At 40.5% G+C, this 23,601-nt stretch carries 20 protein-coding genes and 1 riboswitch; of the genes, 1 reads left to right on the forward strand and 19 read right to left on the reverse strand.

The window, feature by feature from the left end:
- Window positions 1-95 precede the first annotated feature (95 nt).
- A complete protein-coding gene (locus tag OZX58_RS06685) occupies window positions 96-1,463 on the forward strand; it encodes an HD domain-containing protein (RefSeq protein ID WP_277140738.1) in 1,368 nt (455 codons plus the stop codon).
- A gap of 27 nt (window positions 1,464-1,490) precedes the next feature.
- Here the strand turns inward: OZX58_RS06685 and OZX58_RS06690 are convergent, their stop codons facing one another.
- The 19 genes from OZX58_RS06690 to OZX58_RS06780 all read right to left on the reverse strand — a co-directional run bounded on the left by OZX58_RS06690 (window position 1,491) and on the right by OZX58_RS06780 (window position 23,601).
- Complete coding sequence (locus tag OZX58_RS06690; protein WP_277140739.1) at window positions 1,491-1,952, reverse strand: YbaK/EbsC family protein; 462 nt, start codon at window positions 1,950-1,952, stop codon at window positions 1,491-1,493.
- Between the two features lie 140 nt (window positions 1,953-2,092).
- Complete coding sequence (locus tag OZX58_RS06695; protein ID WP_277130496.1) at window positions 2,093-3,061, reverse strand: ribose-phosphate diphosphokinase; 969 nt, start codon at window positions 3,059-3,061, stop codon at window positions 2,093-2,095.
- Between the two features lie 225 nt (window positions 3,062-3,286).
- The gene (gene murQ, locus OZX58_RS06700; protein WP_277140740.1) at window positions 3,287-4,183 is read right to left on the reverse strand and encodes an N-acetylmuramic acid 6-phosphate etherase; all 897 of its coding nucleotides are present in this window, start codon (window positions 4,181-4,183) and stop codon (window positions 3,287-3,289) included.
- 6 nt (window positions 4,184-4,189) lie between these two features.
- Complete coding sequence (locus tag OZX58_RS06705) at window positions 4,190-6,166, reverse strand: glucose PTS transporter subunit IIA (RefSeq protein WP_277140741.1); 1,977 nt, start codon at window positions 6,164-6,166, stop codon at window positions 4,190-4,192.
- A gap of 114 nt (window positions 6,167-6,280) precedes the next feature.
- On the reverse strand, window positions 6,281-7,147 hold the full coding sequence (locus OZX58_RS06710) for a MurR/RpiR family transcriptional regulator (protein WP_277140742.1): 867 nt from the start codon (window positions 7,145-7,147) through the stop codon (window positions 6,281-6,283).
- Between the two features lie 825 nt (window positions 7,148-7,972).
- Window positions 7,973-9,028 (reverse strand): MupG family TIM beta-alpha barrel fold protein, encoded by a 1,056-nt coding sequence (locus OZX58_RS06715; protein ID WP_277140743.1) that lies wholly within the window; start codon window positions 9,026-9,028, stop codon window positions 7,973-7,975.
- A gap of 113 nt (window positions 9,029-9,141) precedes the next feature.
- Complete coding sequence (locus tag OZX58_RS06720) at window positions 9,142-10,716, reverse strand: SLAP domain-containing protein (protein ID WP_277140744.1); 1,575 nt, start codon at window positions 10,714-10,716, stop codon at window positions 9,142-9,144.
- Window positions 10,717-10,876: 160 nt separating this feature from the next.
- Window positions 10,877-12,262: a bifunctional UDP-N-acetylglucosamine diphosphorylase/glucosamine-1-phosphate N-acetyltransferase GlmU gene (gene glmU / locus OZX58_RS06725; protein WP_277130490.1), complete on the reverse strand. Its 1,386-nt coding sequence runs from the start codon at window positions 12,260-12,262 to the stop codon at window positions 10,877-10,879.
- Window positions 12,263-12,319: 57 nt separating this feature from the next.
- Window positions 12,320-13,150: a pur operon repressor gene (purR, locus tag OZX58_RS06730; RefSeq protein WP_277130489.1), complete on the reverse strand. Its 831-nt coding sequence runs from the start codon at window positions 13,148-13,150 to the stop codon at window positions 12,320-12,322.
- A 114-nt stretch (window positions 13,151-13,264) separates the two neighbouring features.
- Window positions 13,265-13,522 carry a Veg family protein gene (locus OZX58_RS06735; protein WP_277130488.1) on the reverse strand — a complete coding sequence of 86 codons (258 nt, stop codon included), beginning with the start codon at window positions 13,520-13,522 and terminating at the stop codon, window positions 13,265-13,267.
- An 87-nt stretch (window positions 13,523-13,609) separates the two neighbouring features.
- Complete coding sequence (gene rsmA, locus OZX58_RS06740; protein WP_277140745.1) at window positions 13,610-14,494, reverse strand: 16S rRNA (adenine(1518)-N(6)/adenine(1519)-N(6))-dimethyltransferase RsmA; 885 nt, start codon at window positions 14,492-14,494, stop codon at window positions 13,610-13,612.
- Window positions 14,487-15,053: a ribonuclease M5 gene (gene rnmV, locus OZX58_RS06745; protein ID WP_277140746.1), complete on the reverse strand. Its 567-nt coding sequence runs from the start codon at window positions 15,051-15,053 to the stop codon at window positions 14,487-14,489. The genes rsmA and rnmV overlap by 8 nt, the downstream gene beginning before the upstream one ends.
- A complete protein-coding gene (locus OZX58_RS06750; RefSeq protein ID WP_277140748.1) occupies window positions 15,040-15,807 on the reverse strand; it encodes a TatD family hydrolase in 768 nt (255 codons plus the stop codon). Before OZX58_RS06750 ends, rnmV begins: the two co-directional genes overlap by 14 nt.
- Window positions 15,807-17,783: a methionine--tRNA ligase gene (gene metG, locus OZX58_RS06755; RefSeq protein WP_277140749.1), complete on the reverse strand. Its 1,977-nt coding sequence runs from the start codon at window positions 17,781-17,783 to the stop codon at window positions 15,807-15,809. Before metG ends, OZX58_RS06750 begins: the two co-directional genes overlap by 1 nt.
- 173 nt (window positions 17,784-17,956) lie before the next feature.
- On the reverse strand, window positions 17,957-18,709 hold the full coding sequence (locus OZX58_RS06760) for a hypothetical protein (RefSeq protein ID WP_277140751.1): 753 nt from the start codon (window positions 18,707-18,709) through the stop codon (window positions 17,957-17,959).
- Window positions 18,706-19,365, reverse strand: coding sequence for an ABC transporter ATP-binding protein (locus OZX58_RS06765; protein ID WP_277140752.1), 660 nt, complete (start codon window positions 19,363-19,365; stop codon window positions 18,706-18,708). Before OZX58_RS06765 ends, OZX58_RS06760 begins: the two co-directional genes overlap by 4 nt.
- 146 nt (window positions 19,366-19,511) lie before the next feature.
- Entirely contained in the window at window positions 19,512-22,202 is a 2,691-nt protein-coding gene (mgtA, locus tag OZX58_RS06770) for a magnesium-translocating P-type ATPase (protein ID WP_277140753.1), read from the reverse strand.
- 93 nt (window positions 22,203-22,295) lie between these two features.
- Window positions 22,296-22,459: riboswitch (M-box (ykoK) riboswitch) on the reverse strand.
- A 64-nt stretch (window positions 22,460-22,523) separates the two neighbouring features.
- Window positions 22,524-23,192 carry a TPM domain-containing protein gene (locus OZX58_RS06775; RefSeq protein ID WP_277140755.1) on the reverse strand — a complete coding sequence of 223 codons (669 nt, stop codon included), beginning with the start codon at window positions 23,190-23,192 and terminating at the stop codon, window positions 22,524-22,526.
- Window positions 23,122-23,601 (reverse strand): deaminase, encoded by a 480-nt coding sequence (locus OZX58_RS06780; RefSeq protein ID WP_277140756.1) that lies wholly within the window; start codon window positions 23,599-23,601, stop codon window positions 23,122-23,124. Before OZX58_RS06780 ends, OZX58_RS06775 begins: the two co-directional genes overlap by 71 nt.

Genomic DNA, 23,601 nt, shown 5'->3' on the forward strand with positions numbered 1-23,601 from the left:
AAACATCGCCTAATTTTTGCTATAATTTAGTCAGTTAAAACTATTCTAAACGATATTTACCCAAAAATTAATAGTCAAGCTTGAGGAATTTTGTGATGGCAGAATTTAGTAGTAAAAAATTAGCCAAAGAAGTGGTACTGCGTGACCCCGTCCACGGTTATATCCACATTGAAGACCAGGTTATTCTTGACCTGTTAAAAACCAAAGAATTTCAGCGCATGCGGCGAATTAAGCAGCTGGGACCAATAGCCTTTGTCTTCCCGGGAGCAACTCATACTCGTTTTGAACACAATTTAGGCGTTTATGAATTAACCAGACGAATTTGTGACATTTTCGCTAAAAAGTACCCTACTCAGCGCCCAGGAGATGGGCTCTGGGACGATAATAATCGCCTGTTGGTAGAGTGTGCCGGCATGCTGCACGACATCGGTCACGGACCTTATTCGCATACTTTTGAGCACTTATTTGGCACTAACCACGAAAAGATCGGCCAAAAGATTATTACCGATCCTAATACCGAAATTAACCACGCCCTAAAGCAGGTTGCACCTAACTTTCCCGAACTAGTTGCTAGTGTCATTGCCAAGACTTACCCAAACCCACAAGTGGTTAAAATGATCTCCAGCCAAGCAGATGCCGACCGCATGGATTACCTTGAGCGTGATGCCTACTTTACTGGTGTAACATACGGTGAATTTGACTTATCGCGGATTTTGCAAGAAATCAGACCTTACCAAGACGGAATTTGCTTTACCGCGGGTGGGATGCATGCCGTTGAAGATTATATCGCCTCGCGTTATCAGATGTACCAGCAGGTTTACTTCCACCGGGTCGGTCGCTCAATGGAAGTCTTACTGCAACATCTGCTTGAGCGTGCTAAGACAATTTATCAACAGGGTCATTTGCAAGTAACGCCTAGCTTAGCCCACTTTTTGGCTGGCAGTTGGACGCTTGACGATTATTTAAAATTAGATGACGGCGTAATGGAAACCAACTTCTCCATGTGGACTAAGTCTGGCGACCCCATCCTAGCTGATCTTGCTAACCGCTACCTTTACCGCAAGCCGCTGGCAAGTGTCCGCATTAACCACGAAACCAAAAACCTGCTGCCAAAATTAAAGGACTTAATCAAGCAGGCAGGATTTGACCCCACTTATTACACAGCAACCAATTCCGCATTTGACGAACCCTATGATGCTTATAAGCCATCTGGTAAAAATGCCAACAGCCAAATTGAAATTATGCAGGATGACGGGCAACTTATTGAATTATCGCAATTAAGTCCGCTGGTTCGGGCATTAAATGGCACTATCCAAGGTGATGAAAGGTTCTTCTTCCCGAAAACAATGCTGTCAGTCAGTAATGAACCCCAAATCTTTGATCCCTTATACGAACAATTTCAACGTTATATTAAGAACGGTGAATTGCGCTATTTAAGACGACCAAAAAGAACTACTGAATAAAAAACTGAGCTTTAATAGCTCAGTTTTTTATTTGGTCACATCCACCCATTCACATGGCTGCGTGTATTCTTCTAATTCCGTTAACGTCAACTTAATTGCCGAATTGGGTAATCCAGCTGCCGGATATATCACGTCATGCTTTTTCAAACTTTCATCAAGGTAAACTTTAACTCCTGGCTTAAGTGCAAACGGGCAAACACCACCAACTGGGTGGGCGATTGCCTCTTCTAATTCATCAAATTTAATCATCTTCGCCTTTTGGCCAAAGGTAGCCTTATATTTAGCATTAGCAATTCTGGCACCACCCTCAGTTACGACCACAATTGGTCCCGTTTTAAGCGTAAAGGCCATCGTCTTAGCAATCTGGTTAGGGTCGACATTTAAGACCGCCGCCGCTTCAGCAACAGTTGCCGTCGACTCTTCAAAAACATGGATGCGGTTCTCTAAATGGTACTTTTTAAAATAATTTACAACATTCTCATAGGACATTAATAATTGCCTCCTTGAATTATCTTAAATTATTATGAATTATTATTTAAAATAAGTAAAATAACTTTTTGAGGCAGCTAAGATAAATTTTAGATAAACAAAAACAGCCTGACGCTAACTGTAAACAGGCTGTTTTAATTTTATTTATTTTCTTGATATCTTGTATTAAACAAGGGACTGAGTGGTTCATGACGTTGAATGCACTTAATAGCATCTCCCATCAATGGTCCAACTGAAACTAATAATGTCTTATCCAGTTTCTTTTCAACTGGTTGATTAATTGAATCAGTCAAAACCAAGTTCTTAATTGGTGAGTCATTCAACCGCTTGATAGCTGGTCCTGACAAAACAGCGTGAGTAGCACTAGCGTAAACTTCTGTTGCACCAGCATCAATCAATGCTTGCGCTGCTAAGGTAATAGTTCCCGCAGTATCAATCATATCGTCAATTATAATCGCACGCTTGCCCTTAACGTCGCCGATAATGTTCATTACTTCAGCAACATTGGCACGTGGACGCCGCTTATCCACAATCGCAATCGGTGTACCCAAAAATTCAGCTAACTTCCGTGCTCGTGTAACACCACCGTGGTCAGGAGAAACAACAACTGCATCCTTCTCCAAGTGATTGCTTAAGAAGTAATCAGCTAAAAGTGGCGCACCCATCAAATTATCAACCGGAATATCAAAGAACCCTTGAATTTGTGGTGCGTGCAGGTCAAGCGACAATACTCTTGTTGCCCCTGCTACTTGCAGCATATCAGCAACTAACTTGGCTGTAATTGGCTCCCGCGGCCGAGTTTTACGGTCTTGACGCGCATAACCATAGTAAGGCATAACGATATTGATCGTCTGTGCACTAGCCCGGCGAACGGCATCAATCATAATCAACAGTTCCATCAAGTTATTATTGACTGGCGCACTCGTTGATTGAATCAAATAAACATCTTTGCCACGAACAGATTCATCAATATTAATTTGAATTTCACCATCGCTAAAACGTTGAACACTTGACTTGCTGAGTGGTACACCAACACGCTCAGCAATTTTTTCAGCAAGTGGAACATTCGAATTAAGGGCAAACAACATCATATTGTCTTTATAAGACATAATTTCCTCCGTAAAAACATGCTAACAACTTATTATTTTACCAAAAGTTGCCTGAAAAAGTGACTATCCATACTTTATTATTCAACTTTAATCCACAACATTCAAGTCTCTAAAATTAGAATAGCGCTTAATTGGGCAATTCTTATTATTTTTGCAGATATTAATTAAGCACAATTTTCGCTAAAAAAAGCTTTATCCCTCCAGCTGAAAGATAAAACTTTTTTACTATTTATTTTGCAAAACTTGCCCAACATTACCATGATGCGCAGCTAATAATTTGGCTGCCCCAGCCTTATCAGTTCCTGTCTTAATCATGACAATTGCCAGAGCGACATTATTGTCTGTCTTCTTTAAAGCTGCCAAAGCTTCGTTAATTGAAGCACCAGTAGTAATGTTAATAATCCGGCACGCACGATCAACCAGCTTAGAATTAGTCGGCTGCACGTCAATCATGACATTTTGGTAGACTTTGCCCTGCCGAATCATTACACCAGTTGACAGCATATTCAAAATCATCTTTTGTGCTGTCCCAGACTTCATCCGCGTTGACCCGGTAATAACCTCAGGACCAACAACTGCCTCAATGGTAATGTCAGCATGACAACCAATCACGGAATCAGGAACACAAGCAATCGCAACTCCAAGAGCTCCAACTTGCTTGGCATAATCTAGGCACCCAACCACATACGGCGTTCTGCCGCTGGCAGCTAACCCGATAACCGTGTCAGCTGCCGTCAAATTTAGCTTGCGCAAATCCTGCTCACCAAGTTCAGATGAATCTTCAGCTCCCTCGACAGCATGATACATTGCTTCTTGACCGCCAGCAATTAAGCCAACAGCTCTTTCGGGCTTAATACCATAAGTTGGCACCAATTCAGCAGCATCTAAAACGCCAAGCCGGCCGCTAGTCCCCGCACCAACGTATACCAAGCGGCCACCACGCCCATAACGTTTAGCAGCCTCATCAATTGCCTTAGCAATTGGTTCAACTTGAGTACCAACTGCTTCAGCAACCTTTTGGTCCTCACTATTGATTGTCTTCACCATCTCAATAGTTGACATTGTATCAATATGCGTAGTTGCAGGATTACGTGTTTCGGTTACCAGATTCTTGATTTCCATAATTACCTACTTAGTTTTTACCGTAATAACATTTTGATCTGCACTAACCTTGCCAGGTGTAATGGCAGATATTTGTTCAACGTGATCCATATTAGTCACAATCGTCATCACAACGGGATCTTTACCAGCTGCCTTGACGGCTGCAATATCCATTTGTGCTAAAACAGTCCCGCGTTTAACAGTTTGCCCTTCTTTGACTTTGATTTCAAAAGGAGCACCCTTTAAGTCTACAGTATCTATTCCGAAATGTAACAAGATTTCCAAATTTCCAGCAGTCGTTGTCATTGTAATCGCATGTTTAGTAGCCATTACCGTAACAATTGTGCCGTCAACTGGTGCTACAATCTTGCCATCTTCTGGGATAACAGCATAGCCGTCCCCAACCATTTTTTGTGAAAAAACATCATCGTTAACAGCAGTTAATTCTTCAAGTTCACCACTTACTGGGCTAACAAAGTTAACCGTTGCACTCTGAGATTGACTTACAACTGGTGTTTCCTTAACTGGTTCAACAAGTGAACCGTCTTCATTTTTAGCAACCATTGCAGTCTTAGGAACACCGAAGAAGTAAGTCGCAATAAAACCACCAAGATAAGCGGCAAGAAGACCAATCACATATTTTAACCACATATTGTGGGCAATAAGTGGAATTAAGGCAACGCCTGAAGTCCCAATCGCAATTGCACCAACATTGCCAAAGGCACCTAAGACGGCACCACCGATACCACCACCGATGCAGGCAGTAATGAATGGTCGTCCTAGAGGAAGTGAAACACCATAAATTAATGGCTCACCAACACCCAAGATTCCAACTGGCAAAGCACCCTTGATTAACTTAGTTAATTGCTTGTTCTTACGGCATTTAACCCATAGAGCAATAGCTGCACCAACTTGGCCGCCGCCAGCCATTGCCAAAATTGGCAGCAGCGGTGTGTAACCCATTTTTTGAATCATCTGTAAGTGAATTGGCGTTAGGATCTGGTGCAAGCCCAACATAACCATTGGCAAGAAGACCAATCCTAAAATGAAACCAGCAATTGGTCCACCAACTTTTAATACCCAGTTGATACTGCCAACTAATGAGTTAGAGATCCAACCCGCAATTGGCATGGTAATAAAAATGGTAAACAAGCCCATGATTAATAATGTCAAAAACGGAGTGAAGATAATATCAACCGAGTCCGCAATGTGGCGGTGGAAGTATTTTTCAACATAAGATAATAGCCACACTGACAGCAAAACACCGATAATTCCGCCTTGTCCCGCGGCAAGAGGTTGTTTATCAAAGATGTTGGGAATTGTCACCGGCGGAATAATCCCTGGCAGCATTACAATCCCACCGATAATTCCACCAAGACCTGGTGTTGCGCCAAATTCTTTAGCAGCATTAATCCCAACAAAGATGTTTAGATAAGTAAATAAACCGCTAGACAAAACACCTAACACGGTAATTGCCAATGTCCAGCTTACCGGCAGCATCTTAGCCGTCAGCATATTCTTCATAATGCCAGATAAACCAGAAATCAACCCAGCGCCGATAAATGCTGGAATTAGTGGAATGAAAATAGCCGAAATATGTTGCAGTGCAGCACGCCACCACGTCTTCTTTAGACTTGCCTTATGGGCTGCATGAACTTCATTAGCCTTAGCCATGACATCACTTTTGTCCTGTTCGTAAGAACTAACTTGGCTGGAAGTTGCATTTTGAGGAAACGGATCATTTTCCTTTACTCCTGCTGCATCAACCATGCTTTGTGCAACCTTGGTGTTAACTCCCGGTCCCAGAACAATCTCCAGTGTTTCACTTTCGACAACGCCGAGCACACCATCAATCTTCTTTAACCCTGCAAGATCGACCTTATTCATATCTCTAATCGCAATTCGAATTCGCGTCATACAATGATATAAAGTTGCGACATTCTCAATGCCACCAATATGAGCATATATTTCTTTACCCATTTCGGTATATTTATCTGAACTCATTTTTTTGCCTCCCTATTAAATCAAAATCAGTATAAACTTATTTAGACCAATTTACAATTTTATTTTTCAATTGGTATATATCAGCAGTCTATTGGATTATACCAGTTTAAAAAATTACTTGATTTTGAAAATTTTGCGGTAATTTTCCACCTCTTGGCTCGAAGTCTTGATAGCCTTTAAGCTACGGGCAAAATCTCGACTAAAATGCAGATAAAACAGCACGTCAATTATATAAAATTGACCGGTAATTGAGTTGGTTGCCCCGACACGCACATCCGGCTCAATTGGTTTACACGTTGTCAGTGCTAACTTAGTTTTTTTGACCAAACTATTCTGCCCAAACATCGTTAACGAAATCGTAAAAATATTATTCTGATGAGCATAATCAGCCAAATAAATACATTCTGGGGTTTCACCAGAATTGGAAATTAACCACAAAGTATCCGCCTTAGTTGCATTGGCCAATTGCGCCAGCAAAACATTAATATCCTCTTCGTAAACCACGTTATAGCCAATGCGCGACCATTTTTGGTAAATATTCCTCGCAGCTAATGCAGACGCACCAACCCCAAAGACATAAATTGTCGCTGTCCTGAGTAAGCGGGCAACTACCCCTTGGCAAATGCCCTCCTGCAACAATTCCTTAGTGTGCTTCAAATTTTCAATTTCATTTTTCATCAACTTATTGGATATTTCAGTAAACGAATCATTAGCTGAAATATCCAGTTTTTCATCGGCATCCTGATCTTTTTGCCCCGCCAAATCAACCGAAATCATTACTTTCATTGCCGGATAAGATTCAATCTGCAAACTTTTCACTAGTCGCGAGACAGTTGCCGCACTGGTTCTAGAAGCTCGCGCCAGCTCATTGATGCTCATTTTGACGACCTTTTTAGGATTTTGCAAAATATAATCAGCAATCTTTGCCTCAGAAGTTGTTAAATATCTGCGTGTAGCTTCCACCCGATTTTTAAAATTCATTTTTGTCCCCAATAATTCCCTAAATTCTATTTTAACAAGTTTCTTATGATTAAAGCGGTTAAAATAAAGAGTTATATTGCAATATATAAATACCAATCAAATATAGTTTTGAATGCGATTACATTATAGAACATCAAAAAATGCATTTCAACTTCAAATAATATTATTCGATAATTTTTTTCATAGCTTGAAAGCCTGTAATTCTATACTAAAATAGCAGCTTAGCCCGATCTATTAGCTAATTCTATTGATTTTCCACTCAGACTCCTTATAAAAATCAAAAGTATACGTTTTTATTTTCTACGGTAATTAAATTTTAGTTAGCGATTGCAAATAGCTATAAATTAGGAAAATGTGCCAAAAATTAAAAAATAATAATTATATTTTCTTGTACACAATAAAAAGACTTTCAAATACAATCATCTATTAGTGTTATTTTATGATTTTCATTTATACAAAATTCCCTTGCTATTTTAAGCTTATCGATACATATATATTTAACTGATTTTGATTTCTAATGTTATTTTGAAAAAATATGTACGTTTTAGTCCAAGAGAGTGCTACAATCTATGTTATGAGAGAAGTATTATGCGCAAGTAAAGACTTAATCTCTAGGTAAACTTTTTTATACAGTTTTTTCTAAGTGGAACTTTTAAAAACCCAACATATAATGGCATACGTATAATTTATACATTAATAATAACTTTGAGCACTTTTTATACTAGCTCATCCTTCCACTCTATTCTTTGAATAAATTTTTCCATGCTGTTTAAGAAAGTTTGCTGCTAAAAAAGTGCATTACCCCAATTTAGGTAATGCACCTTTTTATGCTTGATTAACTTTTTCAAAAATGATAGCCTGATTGGCATCAACTTGCGCTAATAGCGGCAAATCAGCCGCTATTACATGGCCTAAGACGTTTACCCGCTCGTCTGCTGGTAGATTGGTCTTGGTCACCTGTAATTCGCCTTGGTAACGCAAATAACGGCGATTATCGCAAGTAATTGTGCCTTGTGGCCGCGGCGCAACCTTAGACTGCGGTTCCACGTCAAACAGCTGCCTTCTTCTGCCTTCAACTAAGCGAATAACATCCCGTGCGACATCAGGACGATTATGCCACTTTTGCGCCGTTAATTGCTCAGGAGCTTCAGTTACATGCAGAGTAATCGCACCATGCTTTAAATAATTAGTAAAACTGGTAATCGTGGCTGGTTTAAGACTAGGATCGCCAATAAAGACACGATCACAACCCAATTTTTGTAATTCTAATGTTGCAGCCAGCGGATTTTCATCACGCTGTTCTTCTAACGTTGGTAGACCAGCGCCAATTGGACCACGCTTAAGATGATCACCTGCGACAAAGGCCATCGTCTTCAGACCGTTTTGGTGCAGCCATGTGTTTTTTTCATTAAGCCACACACGATCAAGCCCAGTTTCAGGACGCGGATAATAGTTGTGCCAAGCTTCAAGGTGGTCAAAATCAGCACCATGCTCGCGCAAAGAAGCAATATCTTGATTGCTAAGTGTACTGGCATTTAGGGCAAGCGGCATTTCCTTTGACAACTTAGCAACAACGCTAAAGTCAACACCATCGTCAATTCTTAATCCCGTTAAATTTAGTGCCTTGACCTGCGTGAGGTCTGCAATCGCCACACCTAATCTTGCTAAACCAACCTGTGACACATCTGCAATCACGTCAAGATCAAGATTACGGCACCACTTGGTTAACACATTTAGACGCTGCAGCACAATCTGCGCGTCGTCTTCTGGAATATGCAATGACGTAAAGACAGCCCCAAAACCGGCATTCCGCATTGCAATTAAGTAATTATAATCTCGAGCAGTCAAATCCTCGCCCAAGTAGATTGAAAAACCTATCATTTTTTCCTCTTTTTCAATACCAATGCTTATTTAGCCAATTAATCTTACCATATTTTTATGACAACAAAAAAGCACCATCAAAATTATGATGGTGCTTAATTTATTTTAGTTAATTATTTAGTAGTTGTTGCGTAATCTGCAATATTTAATGTTTGTTGGAAGCCATTAGCACCGGTAATCGTCAAAGTAGTATTGTTATTACTAAATTGTACGACACTTGTAGCAACGTCATTAGTACTTGCAGCTAATTGAACAATTTGATTAGCTTCAGCGACTGTTAAATTATTCAAATCAGCGACTACTACCTTTTTGCCATTAAGTGCACTCTTGGCAGCTGTCAATTTAGCCAAGGCATCCTTAACTTGACCAACTGTTGCAGTTTGTGAACTATTAACTTGGCTGGCAGATGCAGATGCAGTGTCGTAAGCATCGCGCAAAGACTTAGCAGATAGCTTATAAGCATCACTACTCTTAACTGTTGCATCTTGGTTCAAAGCAGTTTGCAAGTCGCTCTTATCAGTGGCAGAAGCTACTGTAATTGCTTCTTGTGCAGCTTGCGGAGTGTTTACTGGTGTTAATTTAGCACCACTGATGCCACTAACATCATCATCTTTGATGTAGCCATTCTTGTCGCTTTGCAAAGCATAGAACAATTCTGCCTTATTATCAGCGGCAACCCAAATATAACGCAATTCAGTTACACGTGCTGTATGACCTTTAGGAAAAGTATTAGTTGCTTGGGCAACACCTTGGGCGTTGTAAACATGACTGTCACGACCCAAAGTAATTACAGTTGCATTATCATCAGCAGCAGGTTGACTGTTTTCTGGCTTTAATTGGCTGCCAGTAACTACGCCAACATTGCTCTTCTTAACCCATTGGTCCTTACCAGGGTAATTACTGTCGTTAATCCGGTAGTAAAGTTTACTGCCAATGTATTTTAATTGGTCAACAGTAACTTGTTGACCCTTTTTGACCAATTTTTTAGCTGTATTGCCTTGACCATCATAAATATAAGCATTGCGGTTCAATGTGATTACCGTTGCGCCAGTCTGATTATTGTTATCAGCTGGCTTAGATGGCTTTTGTTCAGGCTTGCTATTAACTGGCTTTAATTCAGCAGAAGTCGATGCTACATTGCTTGACTTGATGAATTGATTGCTTTGACCGCTAATTCTGTAATAGAGTTTTGAACCAATGTAAACTAATTGGTCAACAGTAACCTTAGCTCCTTTTTTGACCATTTTCTTGTCGGTCTTGCCCTTAGCATCATAGATGTAGGCATTACGCTTAAGTGTTGCTGTAACCGTTGATGTAGCAGGAGTTGAAGTTGTCGTAACCTTTTGACCATCAACATAACCAACATTGCCGGCCTTTACAAAGGCACCGTTACCCAATCCGTAATATACAGTGCCGTTAATTGTCTTTTTGCCAGTGTAATTAACAGTTACACCCTTAGCAATCGTGGTGTACTTGGCACTACCCATATACTTCTTCAAACGCTTGCCGTTCTTGTCATAAACATAAGCATTATGACTAAATTGAATTGTCCCCTTCTTTGAGGTGTTCTTATTAGTCGAAGTTTTCTTAGCTGCTTGCACAGTAGCTGCTTGCATACCGCTGACAACTGGACCTGCACTAAGTAATACCGCAGCCGAAACTGTCATTAACTTATGATTAAATTTCATATATTTTACCTCACACTATCTTCGAAAATATTCAGACTCTATTGTAACCTAAAAACTTACTAAGTAAATCATTGTTATTCATTCTTAAGACAAATTAATTTAATTACACAAAATGCCCTACAAGCGCAAAATTAATTAACGCTTATAGGACATTCAACAACTATTGCCAATCCTCACCCTTAGATAAAGGTAACTTGTGCCAATAATCTGGTTTATTAACCTGCCGCCCACGGGCAATCGCCATATCATACTTAGCAACGTCTTTGGTAATCGTTGAGTCAGCAGCCACAAAGGCATGGTCGGCCACGTTAACCGGAGCCACTAAAGTTGCCCCAGAACCAATAAAGGCACGGTCACCAACGTTTGTATGGTCTTTTTGAACACCATCATAATTAGCAAAGATAGTGCCACAGCCCACATTAACATCCTTACCTAAAGTAGCATCACCAACATAAGTTAAGTGTCCGACCTTAGAATTTTGCCCAATTTCCGCATTCTTAACTTCGACAAAATTACCAATATGGGCACCTTCGCGAATAATTGCCTTCGGACGCAAGTGTGAATTAGGCCCAATATCAGTGTGGTCGTCCATTTGCGCCTCTTCAAGTGTAGATGAAGTTACTGTCACATCGTTGCCAATCTTGGTATCGACAATTCTGGAACCAGACGTAATCAAGCAATCACTGCCAATTGTTGTCTTACCCTTAATAACAACATTTGCCTCAATTACCGTATCGTTACCAATTGTAACATCAGTATCAATATAAGCAGTCTCTGGGTCAACAAAAGTCACACCATTACGCATGTGTTCCTCATTAATCCGTTTTTGCATAATTTTGCTGGCTTGTGCTAAAGCAATGCGATCATTCACACCCAGACTTTCACTAAAGTCAGGCATCTTATAAGCTCCAACGCGTTCGCCGCTGTTACGCAAAATTTCCAAAACATCAGTTAAGTAATACTCACCTTGAGCATTGTGATTTGTAACTTGTCTTAGAGCCGCAAAAAGCTTTTGGTTATCAAAGCAGAACACACCAGTGTTGATTTCTTTAACCTTAAGTTCCTCATGATTACCGTCTTTTTGTTCGACAATCCGTAAGACATTATCCTGGTCATCACGAATAATCCGGCCATAACCATAAGGATTAGGTGCTTGCGCCGTTAAAACAGTGGCCGCATTACCCTTTTTTTGGTGATAGTCAAACAGACTCTGAAAAGTTTGACTGGTAAACAGTGGCGTATCACCGGTAATTACCAGCGTGGCGCCATCTTGACCCGCTAATTGCTCTTGCGCCGTTAGGACCGCATCACCAGTACCCAATTGCTGCTTTTGCAGGGCAAATTCGGACTTGCCAGCTAATACTTTTTCAACTTCTTCAGCGCCGTTACCGACAACGGTCACAATTTTATCGGGATTGATTGCTTGAGCAGACTCAACAACATGCTCAACCATCGTCTTGCCGCAAACTTGATGCAAAACTTTGTACAACTTGGACTTCATGCGGGTACCCTTGCCAGCAGCAAGAACAACTACAAACTTCTTCATTAAATTAACCTCGTTCTATTCTTAAATTACAACTAGATTACAGTATATCATTTAATACTAAAAGCGGTTAAAATCGGTATGTACCACAAAATTACCCGGTTCAGCCAAAATAACTCGTTTGGCAGCGTCAACCTTTTTAATTTTCACTAAAGAAAGGTGACCTTCAATTAACTTAACATCATCAAAGTCAGCCTCACACAAGACGCAAATTCCAGCAATATTACTGTTAAATTCCTTAACTAATTGCTGCATCCCTGTCAGCGTTCCACCGGCCATCATAAAGTCGTCTACAAGCAAAACATTAGAATTTTCATTCAATACTCGCGTCGGCAATTCCATCTTAGACACGCGATCAAGTGATGAAGAAATATAGTTGACAGATACTGTCGCACCTTCTGTAACCTTTGAACGCTTGCGGGCAATAATGAACGGAACATTCAAGTAGCGTGCAACTGCTTGCGCCAAGGCAATCCCCTTGGTTTCAATAGTCATCACAACGTCAATGTTTGAATAAGCATAACGTGTAGCGATTAACTTACCAATCCGTTCCAATTCTTGTGGATCGCCCAAAATATCGGACAGGTAAACAAAACCTCCTGCTAAAATTCGGTTCGGATCTTCAATCCGCGCAGCTAGGTCTGTCAAGTAATTTTGCGCATGCTTCTTCCCCCAAAAAGGAACATACCTTACCCCACCGGCAGCCCCGGCAACTGTCTCTAAAATACCATCTTGATTAGCAGCTAAAGTGTGCTTCAAAATGGCTAAATCTTCAGAAATTGACGACTTTGCGGCACCATATTGCTTGGCAAAAAACGGTAACGGAATTAATTCGTGTGGTCGTTCCATTAACCGCTTAGTCATATCAACTAATCTCTCTGAACGTTTCATAATTTCTCCTTCCTAATGTTTGCTTTTTTGCTTTTAATTACTATACTCTAAGCCATAAAAAAAGGCACCAACATTTTACAAAATGTCAATGCCAAAAAAATTTACTTTTCTAAATTATGCTTCGGCCGCATTAGCCCCATCATCAAATTTTAATGTAATATTTTTGGTTAACAAATCAGTATAACTATAAGAAACATGCTTAAAATTATTTTGATCTTGGTCTAAATCGACAACAAAGACTGCAGGAAATGTTTCTCTCAAAATTCCCCGTCTCTTAGTTATCTTCTTCCGACCGGCTCTTGCGACTACTGTTAAAGGATCACCTAAATGTGAATCTAACTCATGTTTAATGGTAATAATTGATGTTGGCACTAAATAACAACTCCTTTGTTCGGTATTTTACTACATTATGACAAATATTTCAATTACTTTTCATAATTACCGAACAAAATTATGTGATTATTGCTTCTTAATTGCTGCCGCTATTTGTGCAAACTGCGCAATTGAAAGTTGCTCTGGGCGAATGCGCGCGTCAACTCCCAATGATGCAATCAGTTGTTCCCTTGCAGCAGCATCTGGAATCAAGTTCTTTAAGTTATTATTCAATGTTTTACGACGTTGCGCAAAGCACATTTTGACTACCCAATTAAAGTGCTTCGCGTCGCCAACATCCGGCTTCTGCGTCAACGGCGTCAAGACAACTACACTTGAATCGACTTTTGGCCGTGGGATAAAGGAAGTGCTTTTTACGGTTAATGCTTCAGTTACATTCATTTCAATTTGCACTGCAATTGAAAGCGGGCCGTAGGCTTTGGAGCCAGGTTCAGCACCCAAGCGGTCAGCCACCTCTTTTTGCATCATTAAAGTAAGGCTGGCAAAGTTCAACTCGGACTCATTCAAGAAGAAAATAATTGGCGTCGTGATGTAATATGGTAAATTCGCAACTACCTTGATTGGCTTAGTTAAATCAAAGAAGTCTTTTAGGTCTTCCTTAAAATCGGCCTGCAGAATATCCTTCATCATTAACTCAAAGCGTTCCTTAATCGGCACACCGTTAATCTGTTTAGGCAATTCGTTGTCTAAGATTTCTGGCAAATCATCATCAACCTCATAGGCAAAGACCTTTGCCCCAGCAATGAGCAATTGTTCGGTTAACGAGCCAATCCCCGGGCCAATTTCTATTACCTGGTCGCCAGGTTGAATTTGTGCTGCCTGCACAATCCCTTGAATTGCAGCCAGATCAACTAAGAAGTTCTGTCCCAGATTTTTCTTCGCCTTAACAAAATAACGGTTAATTATTGCCTGCGTCCTTATCGGCGAGCCAATAGGAATCTCATTATTCATCTTTTGCCTCCTCAACTGCCGCAGTTAATTCTGCTAGTGTTACCCCAAAGGTATGCAGCCGCTTATAAAATTGCTTGGCATTACCATAACCCACACGCAATTTAATTCCTACTTGTTCACGCAGCTTGCGCGAACCTTGCCCGCTAGCCAAACCTAATTGCTGGTAGGCTTCTTTAGTTAAATCACTCTGATCCAGCTTAACTTCGTGAAGATCACTTAAAGCCCGCGTTAAGGCCTCTTTTGATGCATGTTCAACGCCCAGTGAGTTGCCCCGCTTTTGTGGAACTCCTTCTTTACGGGTAATAAAGGCTTGTTTAGCATTGGGGACTGCTTCAGTTACCAACCGGCGAATGCGTTCGCCGTTTAAGTCTGGATCGGTCAACACAATGACGTCCCGCTTTTTAATTAGTTCCTGTAATTCAGTTAAAACCGCTTGGGGCACATCTGAACCGTTAGTTTCAATTGTTTCAATCCCTGGGAAAAATTGCTTCAGTCGAATTGTGTCGTCCTTTCCCTCAACGACCACAACTGCATTAAATTGTTTTTTAGTTAAGACCATAAACTCTCACAGTATTTGCGTAAGTTGCCGCAGCAACTTCTTCTATTGGAATATCTTTCAGTTCGGCAATTGCCTGAGCCACATAGTAAACATTGCCTGGCTCGTTTTGTCTGCCGCGGTACGGCTTTGGCGTCAAAAACGGCGCATCCGTCTCAATCAACAAGCGGTCAAGCGGTGTTTGTCTTGCAGACTCGTGGACTTCGGTTGCCTTAGTAAAGGAAACTACACCGGAGTAAGAAAAACAAACATTTAGCTCCATAAACTTTTTGAGCCAAGTAATATCCCCATTAAAACTATGCAAAATCGCCCCGTATTCAAGGTTGCTATTTTTCAAAATATCATAGCAGTCGCTAAAAGCATCCCGCGTATGAATATCAACCGGCAAGTGCAATTCATGAGCCACTTCAATTTGCCGCGCCATAACTTCACGCTGCTTGTCTCTTGGGGATTCATCCCAATAATAGTCAAGCCCAATCTCACCCATGGCAACAACACCAGGCGTCTGCAGCTGCTCAATCAGCAAATCTTCTGACTGCTGGTCATAATCCTTAGCAACATCAGGGCAATAACCAACCATGGCATAGACGTTATCAAAGCGTTGACTAAGGTCAATTGCCCGCTTATTAAACTCTGGGTCTTGACCCGCGCAAATCATCTTTGTAACACCCAGCTCTTGGGCCCGGTTAATGTAAAACTCTTCTTTGCCGCGAAACGGTTCGTCCTGCAGGTGCGTATGGTTATCAATTAATTCCATTAACCTAATTCGGCCCCAACTTCGTGTTCATCGCCGACTAAGGCTAACTTAACTTCACCATTCTTCTCGCTGGACAATAGCATCCCTTGACTAAGTTGGCCGACCATCTTACGCGGCTTTAAGTTAGTTACAGCTAATACTTTGCGGTCAAGCAGTTCACTAGCATTTGGATAATACTTGCGGATACCGCTCAAGATTTGCCGTTCGTCACCATTACCAAAGTCAAGCTGGAATTTCAATAACTTGCTTGATCCTTGAACTGGTTCAACTGACAGAATTTTACCAACTCTAATCTTAACCTTGTCAAAATCATCAATGGTAATCTCTGGGTCTTTGCCTTGTTCACTGCGGCTTTGCTTCTTTGGCTTAGCCTTAGCCATCTCATCCTTGATGTACTTAACTTCTTCTTCTGGTTTTAAGCGTGGATAAATTGGAGTTGGCTTCTCTGTTACCTTAACATCCCAAACACAGTCGCCAAAGGCTAGTTTCTTTTGGTCGGCATTTTCCCAATCCAAACCAAGTTGTCTAAACATCTCTACTGGTGTTCTAGTCATGATTGGCGCAATTAATAAGGCAACAATTCGTAAGCTTTCAGCCAAGTTGGACATTACCAAAGACAATTCGTCCTTCTTGCCTTCCTTGTTCAAAGCCCATGGTGTCGTTTCATCAATATACTTGTTGGCCCGACCAATAAACTTCCAAATGCCTTCAATTGCTTGGGTAAAGTAAAGCTTATCCATATTCTTCTTGTAGTCAGCAATCGTTTCTTCTGCAGCTGCAGCCAATTGTTTGCCCAATTCGTTTTGCTCTAAAGCAACTGGAGCAACGTGACCATCTTGATATTGGTTAATCATTGAAACAGTCCGATTAAGCAAGTTGCCCAGGTCATTTGCCAAATCATAGTTAACTCTCTCGACAAAGTCTTCTGGTGTGAAGACACCATCTGAACCAAACGGCAATGCCCGCATCAAGTAGTACCGCAAGGCGTCAACACCATAACGGCTAGTGATTGATTCTGGATAAACGGCATTGCCCTTAGACTTGGACATCTTGCCATCCTTCATCAGCACCCAACCGTGACCAATAACGTGTTCTGGCAGCGGCAAGTCCAGTGCCATTAACATAATTGGCCAATAAATTGTATGGAAGCGAACAATTTCCTTACCAACCAAATGAACATCAGCCGGCCAGTATTTCTTAAATAAGGAATCATCGTCAGAGCCGTAACCTAGTGCCGTAATATAGTTTGATAGGGCATCAATCCAGACGTAAACCACGTGCTTAGGGTCACTTGGTACTGGAATTCCCCAAGAAACCGTCGTCCGCGTAACGGACAAGTCTTCTAGACCCGGCTTTAAGAAGTTGTTAACCATTTCTTTTTCACGAGAATGAGGCAGGATAAAGTCAGGATGATCCTTGTAGTATTGCTGCAGGCGGTCGGCATACTTACTCATCTTGAAGAAGTATGATGGTTCCTTAACTAATTGTACTTCGTGACCCGATGGCGCCTTACCACCAATTACATTGCCAGCATCATCTTTGTAAACTTCTGCTAATTGCGATTCAGTGAAGTATTCCTCATCTTCAACTGAGTACCAACCAGTGTATTCGCCAAGGTAGATGTCGCCTTGCTTTAATAGCTTTTCAAAAATCTTTTGTACACTCTTAACGTGTTCTTCGTCAGTTGTCCGAATGAACTTGTCGTAAGAAATATCAAGACTCTTCCACAACTTTTTATACATGACAACCATGTTATCCACAAACTCTTGCGGCTTAATGCCTTGCTTTTCAGCCTTTTGCTCAATCTTTAAACCGTGCTCATCAGTACCAGTTAAAAAGAAAGTATCGTAGCCTTGACTGCGCTTATAACGCGCAATTGTATCAGCAGCAATTGTCGTGTACGCATTACCGATCGTCAAGCGGCCGGATGGATAATAGATTGGTGTGGTAACATAAAAAGTTTTTTTGTCAGCCATATTTGTTTCTCCTTAGGATTTATTTGTTTTCAGTTCATTATACTACACTAAGATAGCTTGAAAATCGTATTATGAGGATTTTTATGGTATAATTTCATTTTTGTTTCATTAATAATTTAACAATATTCTTCACAGACAAAATAAAAAAGTCCAGAAATTCTGGACTTTTTTAATTAGGCGACCAAATTTAGATAATTCAATTTAACAATCTTGCGCCACAAAATCACAACTAATCCTGATACGGCCGTACTGATTCCATTTACGAAATAGCCCAGATTAACTAGATTATGGGTGGCTGCGGGACTTTGCCCATAAAAGCTATATGGCAAAATATTTAAATAAACCACATGAATTTGCGCATCTGGCGAAGATATTCCGATCATAAAATGCGCTACCTGCGTTTTTTCAATCTGCCAAAAAAGAAAAATTTCAAATGTAATAACTAAGACAGTCGTAATCAAGATTAACGATTCACCGACAACAGCTTTTCTAATATTCTTAAAAATCATCGCAAAAGCAAAAAGCAACATATAAAAGCTTAATAATGATAACAACTTACTAAATAAATACTGCCCAACATCCAGTTTGATACCAGACTTGTAGACATTTATTTCTTGATAAACAATTCCCAAAACTGTTGTTAAAACCGAATAGATTACTAATTCAATCAAAGCCAACAGTTCATTAGAAAACGGCAAAATGTTTATCAAATCATCGCTGTCCAGATAATAAATTTTAATTAGCTGGTATGCCGTTACAAATAAGATAATTGCCGTAATTGCGGCATACCATAAATCATGAATTTCAGAAATTGTCGCATTATTTGGCTTGGCAATTCTAAGCAGCCAAAAAACAATTTCAATTCCAATTGAAATAATAAATAGCGGCAGAACTTTCTTTAGTCTTACATTAAGATATGCTCTCATCTTCCTACCTCCTCAAAGTAAGCTTCTTCAAGGCTGCTGTATTTGTTCAGAATATTCTTTTTAGTATCTTGCAAAATTAAGCGACCATTTCTCATCAAGATTATTTCATCAAACATGCTTCCTAAGTCACGCAACAAGTGGGTAACGATTAAGACTGTACTGTCTTTTCGTCGATAGCTTTTAATTGCTTCAATAAAAGCTGCCCGATTAATTGGATCAATTGACGACAATGGCTCATCAAGCACATAGAAGTCTGTGTTCCGCGATAAAATCAACGCTAAATGGATTGCTTCATGATTACCTTTAGAGCCATCATGAATTTTCATATTGGGATCAAGTTCAAAATGAGCTAGTATTTTTAAAGCGCGCGCTTCATCAAAATCAGAAAAAGATTGCTTAAATAATTTTATTGCCTGCTTAACGCGCATATTTTCATAAAGAAAAAAGCGATCAGGCATATAAGCAATGCTTTCATCAACTGTTCTTGTCCCTTTAAAGCGATTTAGTCTTCCTAGTATTACATTGATTAGGGTCGTTTTACCGGCACCATTTTCACCAAGAACACCAATAATCTTCCCATTATTTGTAAATTCAACACTTAAATTATCTAAGGAAACCTGTTTACCATATTTAACTGTTAAGTTCTTTAATTTCATCGTATCCCTTTCTAAAATAATAATGTTATAGTTTTACTGTACTATTATGTTGTAACACTATTACAAATAGAATGCAAACTCACCTTTAATAAATACACAAAAAAAGCGACTTAGATAAAAACCTAAGTCGCTTTTTGCATTAACCTTTAAATTAAGAACTTCTCACCCTTTAAATAAAAGTGCTTAACAATTGTTGTTAACAAAATGTAGAGAATTAAAATTCCCAGAATTATCCACATGTAGCTAAGTGGCATTGGCCCAAACTTAAGTGCACCAGCAACACCTGAGAATGGCAACAATGTTCCGATAATCCCAGCACCGAAAGTTGCCAAGATAACTGCATAAGTTGCATGCTGTCCAATAAACGGTAAATGCCGGTCACGCAATGCGTGAATAACCATTTCTTGGGTCCAGAGCGATTCAATAAACCAGCCTGTATGGAACAAGGCAATAAAGGCAACCTGCTGAGCTGGTGAAATTGCATTGAAGTTGCCGCCAACAAGCTTAGGACAAATGATGAAGTACAATAACGCAAACGTCACAATATCAAAGACCGACGAGGTTGGACCAAAGTAAAACATAAACTTTGGTAATTTCTTAGTCGACCAAGTCCGCGGCTGCTTCAGATATTCGTCAGACATTGTGTCAAATGGCAATGACAAGCAGCTAGTACCATACAGCAAGTCTAAGATTAAGAGCTGCAGCGGCAGCATTGGCAGAAACGGTAGAAACGATGAGGCAACCAAAATTGATAAGATATTCCCAAAGTTCGAAGACAAGGTAATCTTGATATATTTCATCGTATTGCCAAAGACCTTACGACCAATTCTGACGCCCTTTTCTAGAACATTGAGGTCCTTGTGCAGCAGAATAATATCAGCTGATTCCTTGGCAATATCAACTGCAGTATCAACCGAAATCGAAACGTCGGCAGCCTTCATTGCGGGAGCATCATTAATGCCATCGCCCATATAGCCAACTGTGTGACCATTTTGCTTGAGCAAATTAATAATCTTCGTCTTGTCTTCTGGCGACAACTTGACAAAAATGTTGCATTCTTCAACCATTTTAGCCAATTCCTGTGGACTTTTACCATCCAAATCAGCACCAGAATAAACGGTATCAACGTTAAGACCAACTTGCAAACCGACAGTTCTAGTAACAGCTTCATTATCACCAGTTAAGATTTTGACGTTAATACCATCATGCTTTAACTTGGCCAAAGCATTCTTGGCACTTTCCTTTGGCGGATCAAGGAAGGCTAAAAAGCCGCACAAAATCAAATTGCTCTCATCTTTAGTTGAGAACTCACCAACTGGCGCAGGATTAGGTTTATACCCCAGCATAATGACCCGCAGGCCATCATCATTCATGTCGTTAATCTTCGCCATGACCTTTTGCTTGCGTTCTGGTGTTAATGCCAAAATCTGCCCATCAACTTCAACCCGGTTGGAAACAGCCATCATTTCTTCAGCCGCACCCTTGGTTACCAAAAGATGCTCACCGTGTTCACGATCCGAATTTTCAACAACAACACTCATCCGGCGTCTAGAAAAGTCAAACGGAATTTCATCAATCTTATTATAATCACGCTGAATTTCATTAACGTCTAGTTCATCGCCTGCGGCTTCAATAATTGCCTTATCAATCAGGTTTTTCATCCCCGTTTGGTAGTAAGAATTAAGATAACCTAGTTCCAAAATCTTCGATGTTTCGCGCAAATTCAAATCATAATGCCGTTCCAAAACCACCTTGTCCTGCGTCAATGTCCCCGTCTTATCGGTACACAAGACATCAGCTGAGCCGAAGTTCTGAATCGAGTTCATCTTTTTAACAATTGTCCCGTGCTTGGACATCTCAATCGAACCCTTAACCAAGTTAGTGGTCACAATTACCGGCAGCATTTCCGGTGTTAAGCCAACAGCCGTTGCAATCGCGAAGATTAAGGCATCAATCCAATTGCCTTTAGTTAAACCATTAATGATAAATACCAGTGGGGCAATAATTGCCGTCATGGTAATCAGCAATTTAGAAATATTTTTAATGCCAACGTCAAACGATGTATTCTTAACATCATTTCTAGCAATATCATGCGCCAATTTACCAAACATGGTATGCGAACCAGTCGCAAAGACAACGCCGCGGCCGGAGCCCGAAACAATCGTCGTCCCCTCATACAGAATATTAGGGTAGTCAAGATAATCGCGATCCTGTCCCAGACTTGGGCGCTTAGTTGCAATCTTCTCGACTGGACTAGACTCACCATTCAAAGAACTTGATGAGCAAAACAGGTCTTTACTCGAAAGCAGCCGCATATCAGCTGGCACTAAGTCTCCAGCAGCTAAGCGAATAACATCACCAACAACTACTTGGTCAGTCGGAATCTCCTGGTCTTTGCCATCACGGATAATATCCGTTGTTACTGACACCATCTTCAGCAGTGAATTAACAGCATTGGATGACTTAACGTTCTGAATAAAACTGGTAATTCCAGATATTAAGACCATTGTCACCATAATCAGTACAGTACTTAAGTCTTTTTGTCCAGCAGGAACAAAAATATAGTCCGTACACAGCGATAGTGTTGCCAAAACTAACAACACCAACGTAAACGGTGTAATAAAAGCTTCAGCTAAAAAACGCAGCTTAGAATCGTGTTTGTTTGAGGCAATTTCGTTTGATCCATATTCCTCACGATTTTTTTCAGCTTGCTTACTAGATAACCCATTACTGCTCGCATGAAGCCGCGCCAACGTTTCGGAACGTGTCTCCTTAGCAATTGCTTTAACCCGCTGCAAGTCTTTGCTTTCAGCTGAATCATTAGGTTTTTTCAGCATTCTCACCACTCCTTATTTAAAATCTTAAACAAACAAAAAAAGCCGCACACAAAAGCTGCAGGCGACCTTCTTTTAAACAAGGTATCATGTATCATAATATACTCGTCGTTCAGTTTTAACACTACGTGACGTAAGCACATGCTAGCTATCTGGATCTCGCCTTAAATCGACGACACCTATTTAACCCGTTGGCATCTCTGGATGTTTCTGGGCGATAGCGTGTGTTCACGTAGGAGTCTCACCTAACAGTTTATTTGTTTATTTAATTACATAGTGAGTGTAATCCATAATCGTGCATCAAGTCAACTGATTGGGTCACGATTATTTCTGAACGCGATTTTTTGAGTAAAAATTACGCCGGAAAAAGTAATATAGTCCAGCAACAACAATAACTAGTGCTAGGGCAATCGGCAACGCCAACCGGTGCGGATGGGTAATCTGCGAACGCTCATCATTAGTTAAGTCATACTTGTCAAAGGAATACTGGTATTGCTGGTCAATCGTTGTTGCACAAGCGCGAAAGACAAACCGTAATCCCTTATTAAATTCAGACTTACTGCTGCTGCGCAATTGCTCTGATTGAGAACGAATAATACTGCCGCGCGTATCTGCCGTAAAGGCGCCATGCAGGTCTTTACTCGAATAGATCTGTACATTACGCTTTTTACCCTTAGTACCAACAACAATAAAGACGGTCCGTTTGGATTTTGCCAAATTATTCGGTGTTAATTTATCAATTCGATTAAGCGTCCGCACAACAATTTGGGGCTGCTCACCCGTTTGCCAATAACGGTCATTTTTGGCAACAATCAGGTCTTTAGTTGCACGCTCTAAAAGATGACCATTATCCTGAATATTGGCATTCGCAAAACCGGTTACTGTACAAAAAAGACCAACTAACGCTATCACAAATATTAGTTTAGTTTTCAGCGTCTTCCAGTTTATGTGCCAATTGTTCCACATACTTGCGGTCAATCTTAATTTGCTCATAGGGAACCCCACAATCTTTAAATAGTGCAATTACCAGTGGACTGTCATGATAATCAAAATAATAGTTAATTTTTTTGACTCCAGCCTGAACTAAGGCCTTAGCACAATTATAACAAGGAAAATGCGTGACATAAATTTCCGTATTGTCCGTTGAAGCACCATTCTTCGCACATTGGATCAATGAATTCATTTCTGAATGAATTGTCCGCACGCAGTGCCCGTCGACTAATTGGTGACCAACATCGTCACAATGCGGAGCTCCAGTAACAGAACCATTATAGCCCGTCCCAATAATGCGGTTATCTTTAACCAGCACATTACCGACAAGTGCCCGATCACAAGTTGAACGCTGGGCAATGACCAGGGCCTGCATCATAAAATATTGCTTCCACGGAATTCGATCACGCAT

Source organism: Lactobacillus sp. ESL0680 (assembly GCF_029392855.1).
Taxonomy (GTDB): domain Bacteria; phylum Bacillota; class Bacilli; order Lactobacillales; family Lactobacillaceae; genus Lactobacillus.

What these genes read in the sequence shown, in the direction of transcription:
- OZX58_RS06685 (WP_277140738.1), top strand. Translation starts at nt 96, where the DNA reads ATGGCAGAATTTAGTAGTAAAAAATTAGCCAAAGAAGTGGTACTGCGT.
- OZX58_RS06690 (WP_277140739.1), bottom strand. Translation starts at nt 1,952, where the DNA reads ATGTCCTATGAGAATGTTGTAAATTATTTTAAAAAGTACCATTTAGAG.
- OZX58_RS06695 (WP_277130496.1), bottom strand. Translation starts at nt 3,061, where the DNA reads ATGTCTTATAAAGACAATATGATGTTGTTTGCCCTTAATTCGAATGTT.
- murQ (WP_277140740.1), bottom strand. Translation starts at nt 4,183, where the DNA reads ATGGAAATCAAGAATCTGGTAACCGAAACACGTAATCCTGCAACTACG.
- OZX58_RS06705 (WP_277140741.1), bottom strand. Translation starts at nt 6,166, where the DNA reads ATGAGTTCAGATAAATATACCGAAATGGGTAAAGAAATATATGCTCAT.
- OZX58_RS06710 (WP_277140742.1), bottom strand. Translation starts at nt 7,147, where the DNA reads ATGAATTTTAAAAATCGGGTGGAAGCTACACGCAGATATTTAACAACT.
- OZX58_RS06715 (WP_277140743.1), bottom strand. Translation starts at nt 9,028, where the DNA reads ATGATAGGTTTTTCAATCTACTTGGGCGAGGATTTGACTGCTCGAGAT.
- OZX58_RS06720 (WP_277140744.1), bottom strand. Translation starts at nt 10,716, where the DNA reads ATGAAATTTAATCATAAGTTAATGACAGTTTCGGCTGCGGTATTACTT.
- glmU (WP_277130490.1), bottom strand. Translation starts at nt 12,262, where the DNA reads ATGAAGAAGTTTGTAGTTGTTCTTGCTGCTGGCAAGGGTACCCGCATG.
- purR (WP_277130489.1), bottom strand. Translation starts at nt 13,150, where the DNA reads ATGAAACGTTCAGAGAGATTAGTTGATATGACTAAGCGGTTAATGGAA.
- rsmA (WP_277140745.1), bottom strand. Translation starts at nt 14,494, where the DNA reads ATGAATAATGAGATTCCTATTGGCTCGCCGATAAGGACGCAGGCAATA.
- rnmV (WP_277140746.1), bottom strand. Translation starts at nt 15,053, where the DNA reads ATGGTCTTAACTAAAAAACAATTTAATGCAGTTGTGGTCGTTGAGGGA.
- OZX58_RS06750 (WP_277140748.1), bottom strand. Translation starts at nt 15,807, where the DNA reads ATGGAATTAATTGATAACCATACGCACCTGCAGGACGAACCGTTTCGC.
- metG (WP_277140749.1), bottom strand. Translation starts at nt 17,783, where the DNA reads ATGGCTGACAAAAAAACTTTTTATGTTACCACACCAATCTATTATCCA.
- OZX58_RS06760 (WP_277140751.1), bottom strand. Translation starts at nt 18,709, where the DNA reads ATGAGAGCATATCTTAATGTAAGACTAAAGAAAGTTCTGCCGCTATTT.
- OZX58_RS06765 (WP_277140752.1), bottom strand. Translation starts at nt 19,365, where the DNA reads ATGAAATTAAAGAACTTAACAGTTAAATATGGTAAACAGGTTTCCTTA.
- mgtA (WP_277140753.1), bottom strand. Translation starts at nt 22,202, where the DNA reads ATGCTGAAAAAACCTAATGATTCAGCTGAAAGCAAAGACTTGCAGCGG.
- OZX58_RS06775 (WP_277140755.1), bottom strand. Translation starts at nt 23,192, where the DNA reads ATGAGCAAATTAAGATTGACCGCAAGTATGTGGAACAATTGGCACATA.
- OZX58_RS06780 (WP_277140756.1), bottom strand. Translation starts at nt 23,601, where the DNA reads ATGCGTGATCGAATTCCGTGGAAGCAATATTTTATGATGCAGGCCCTG.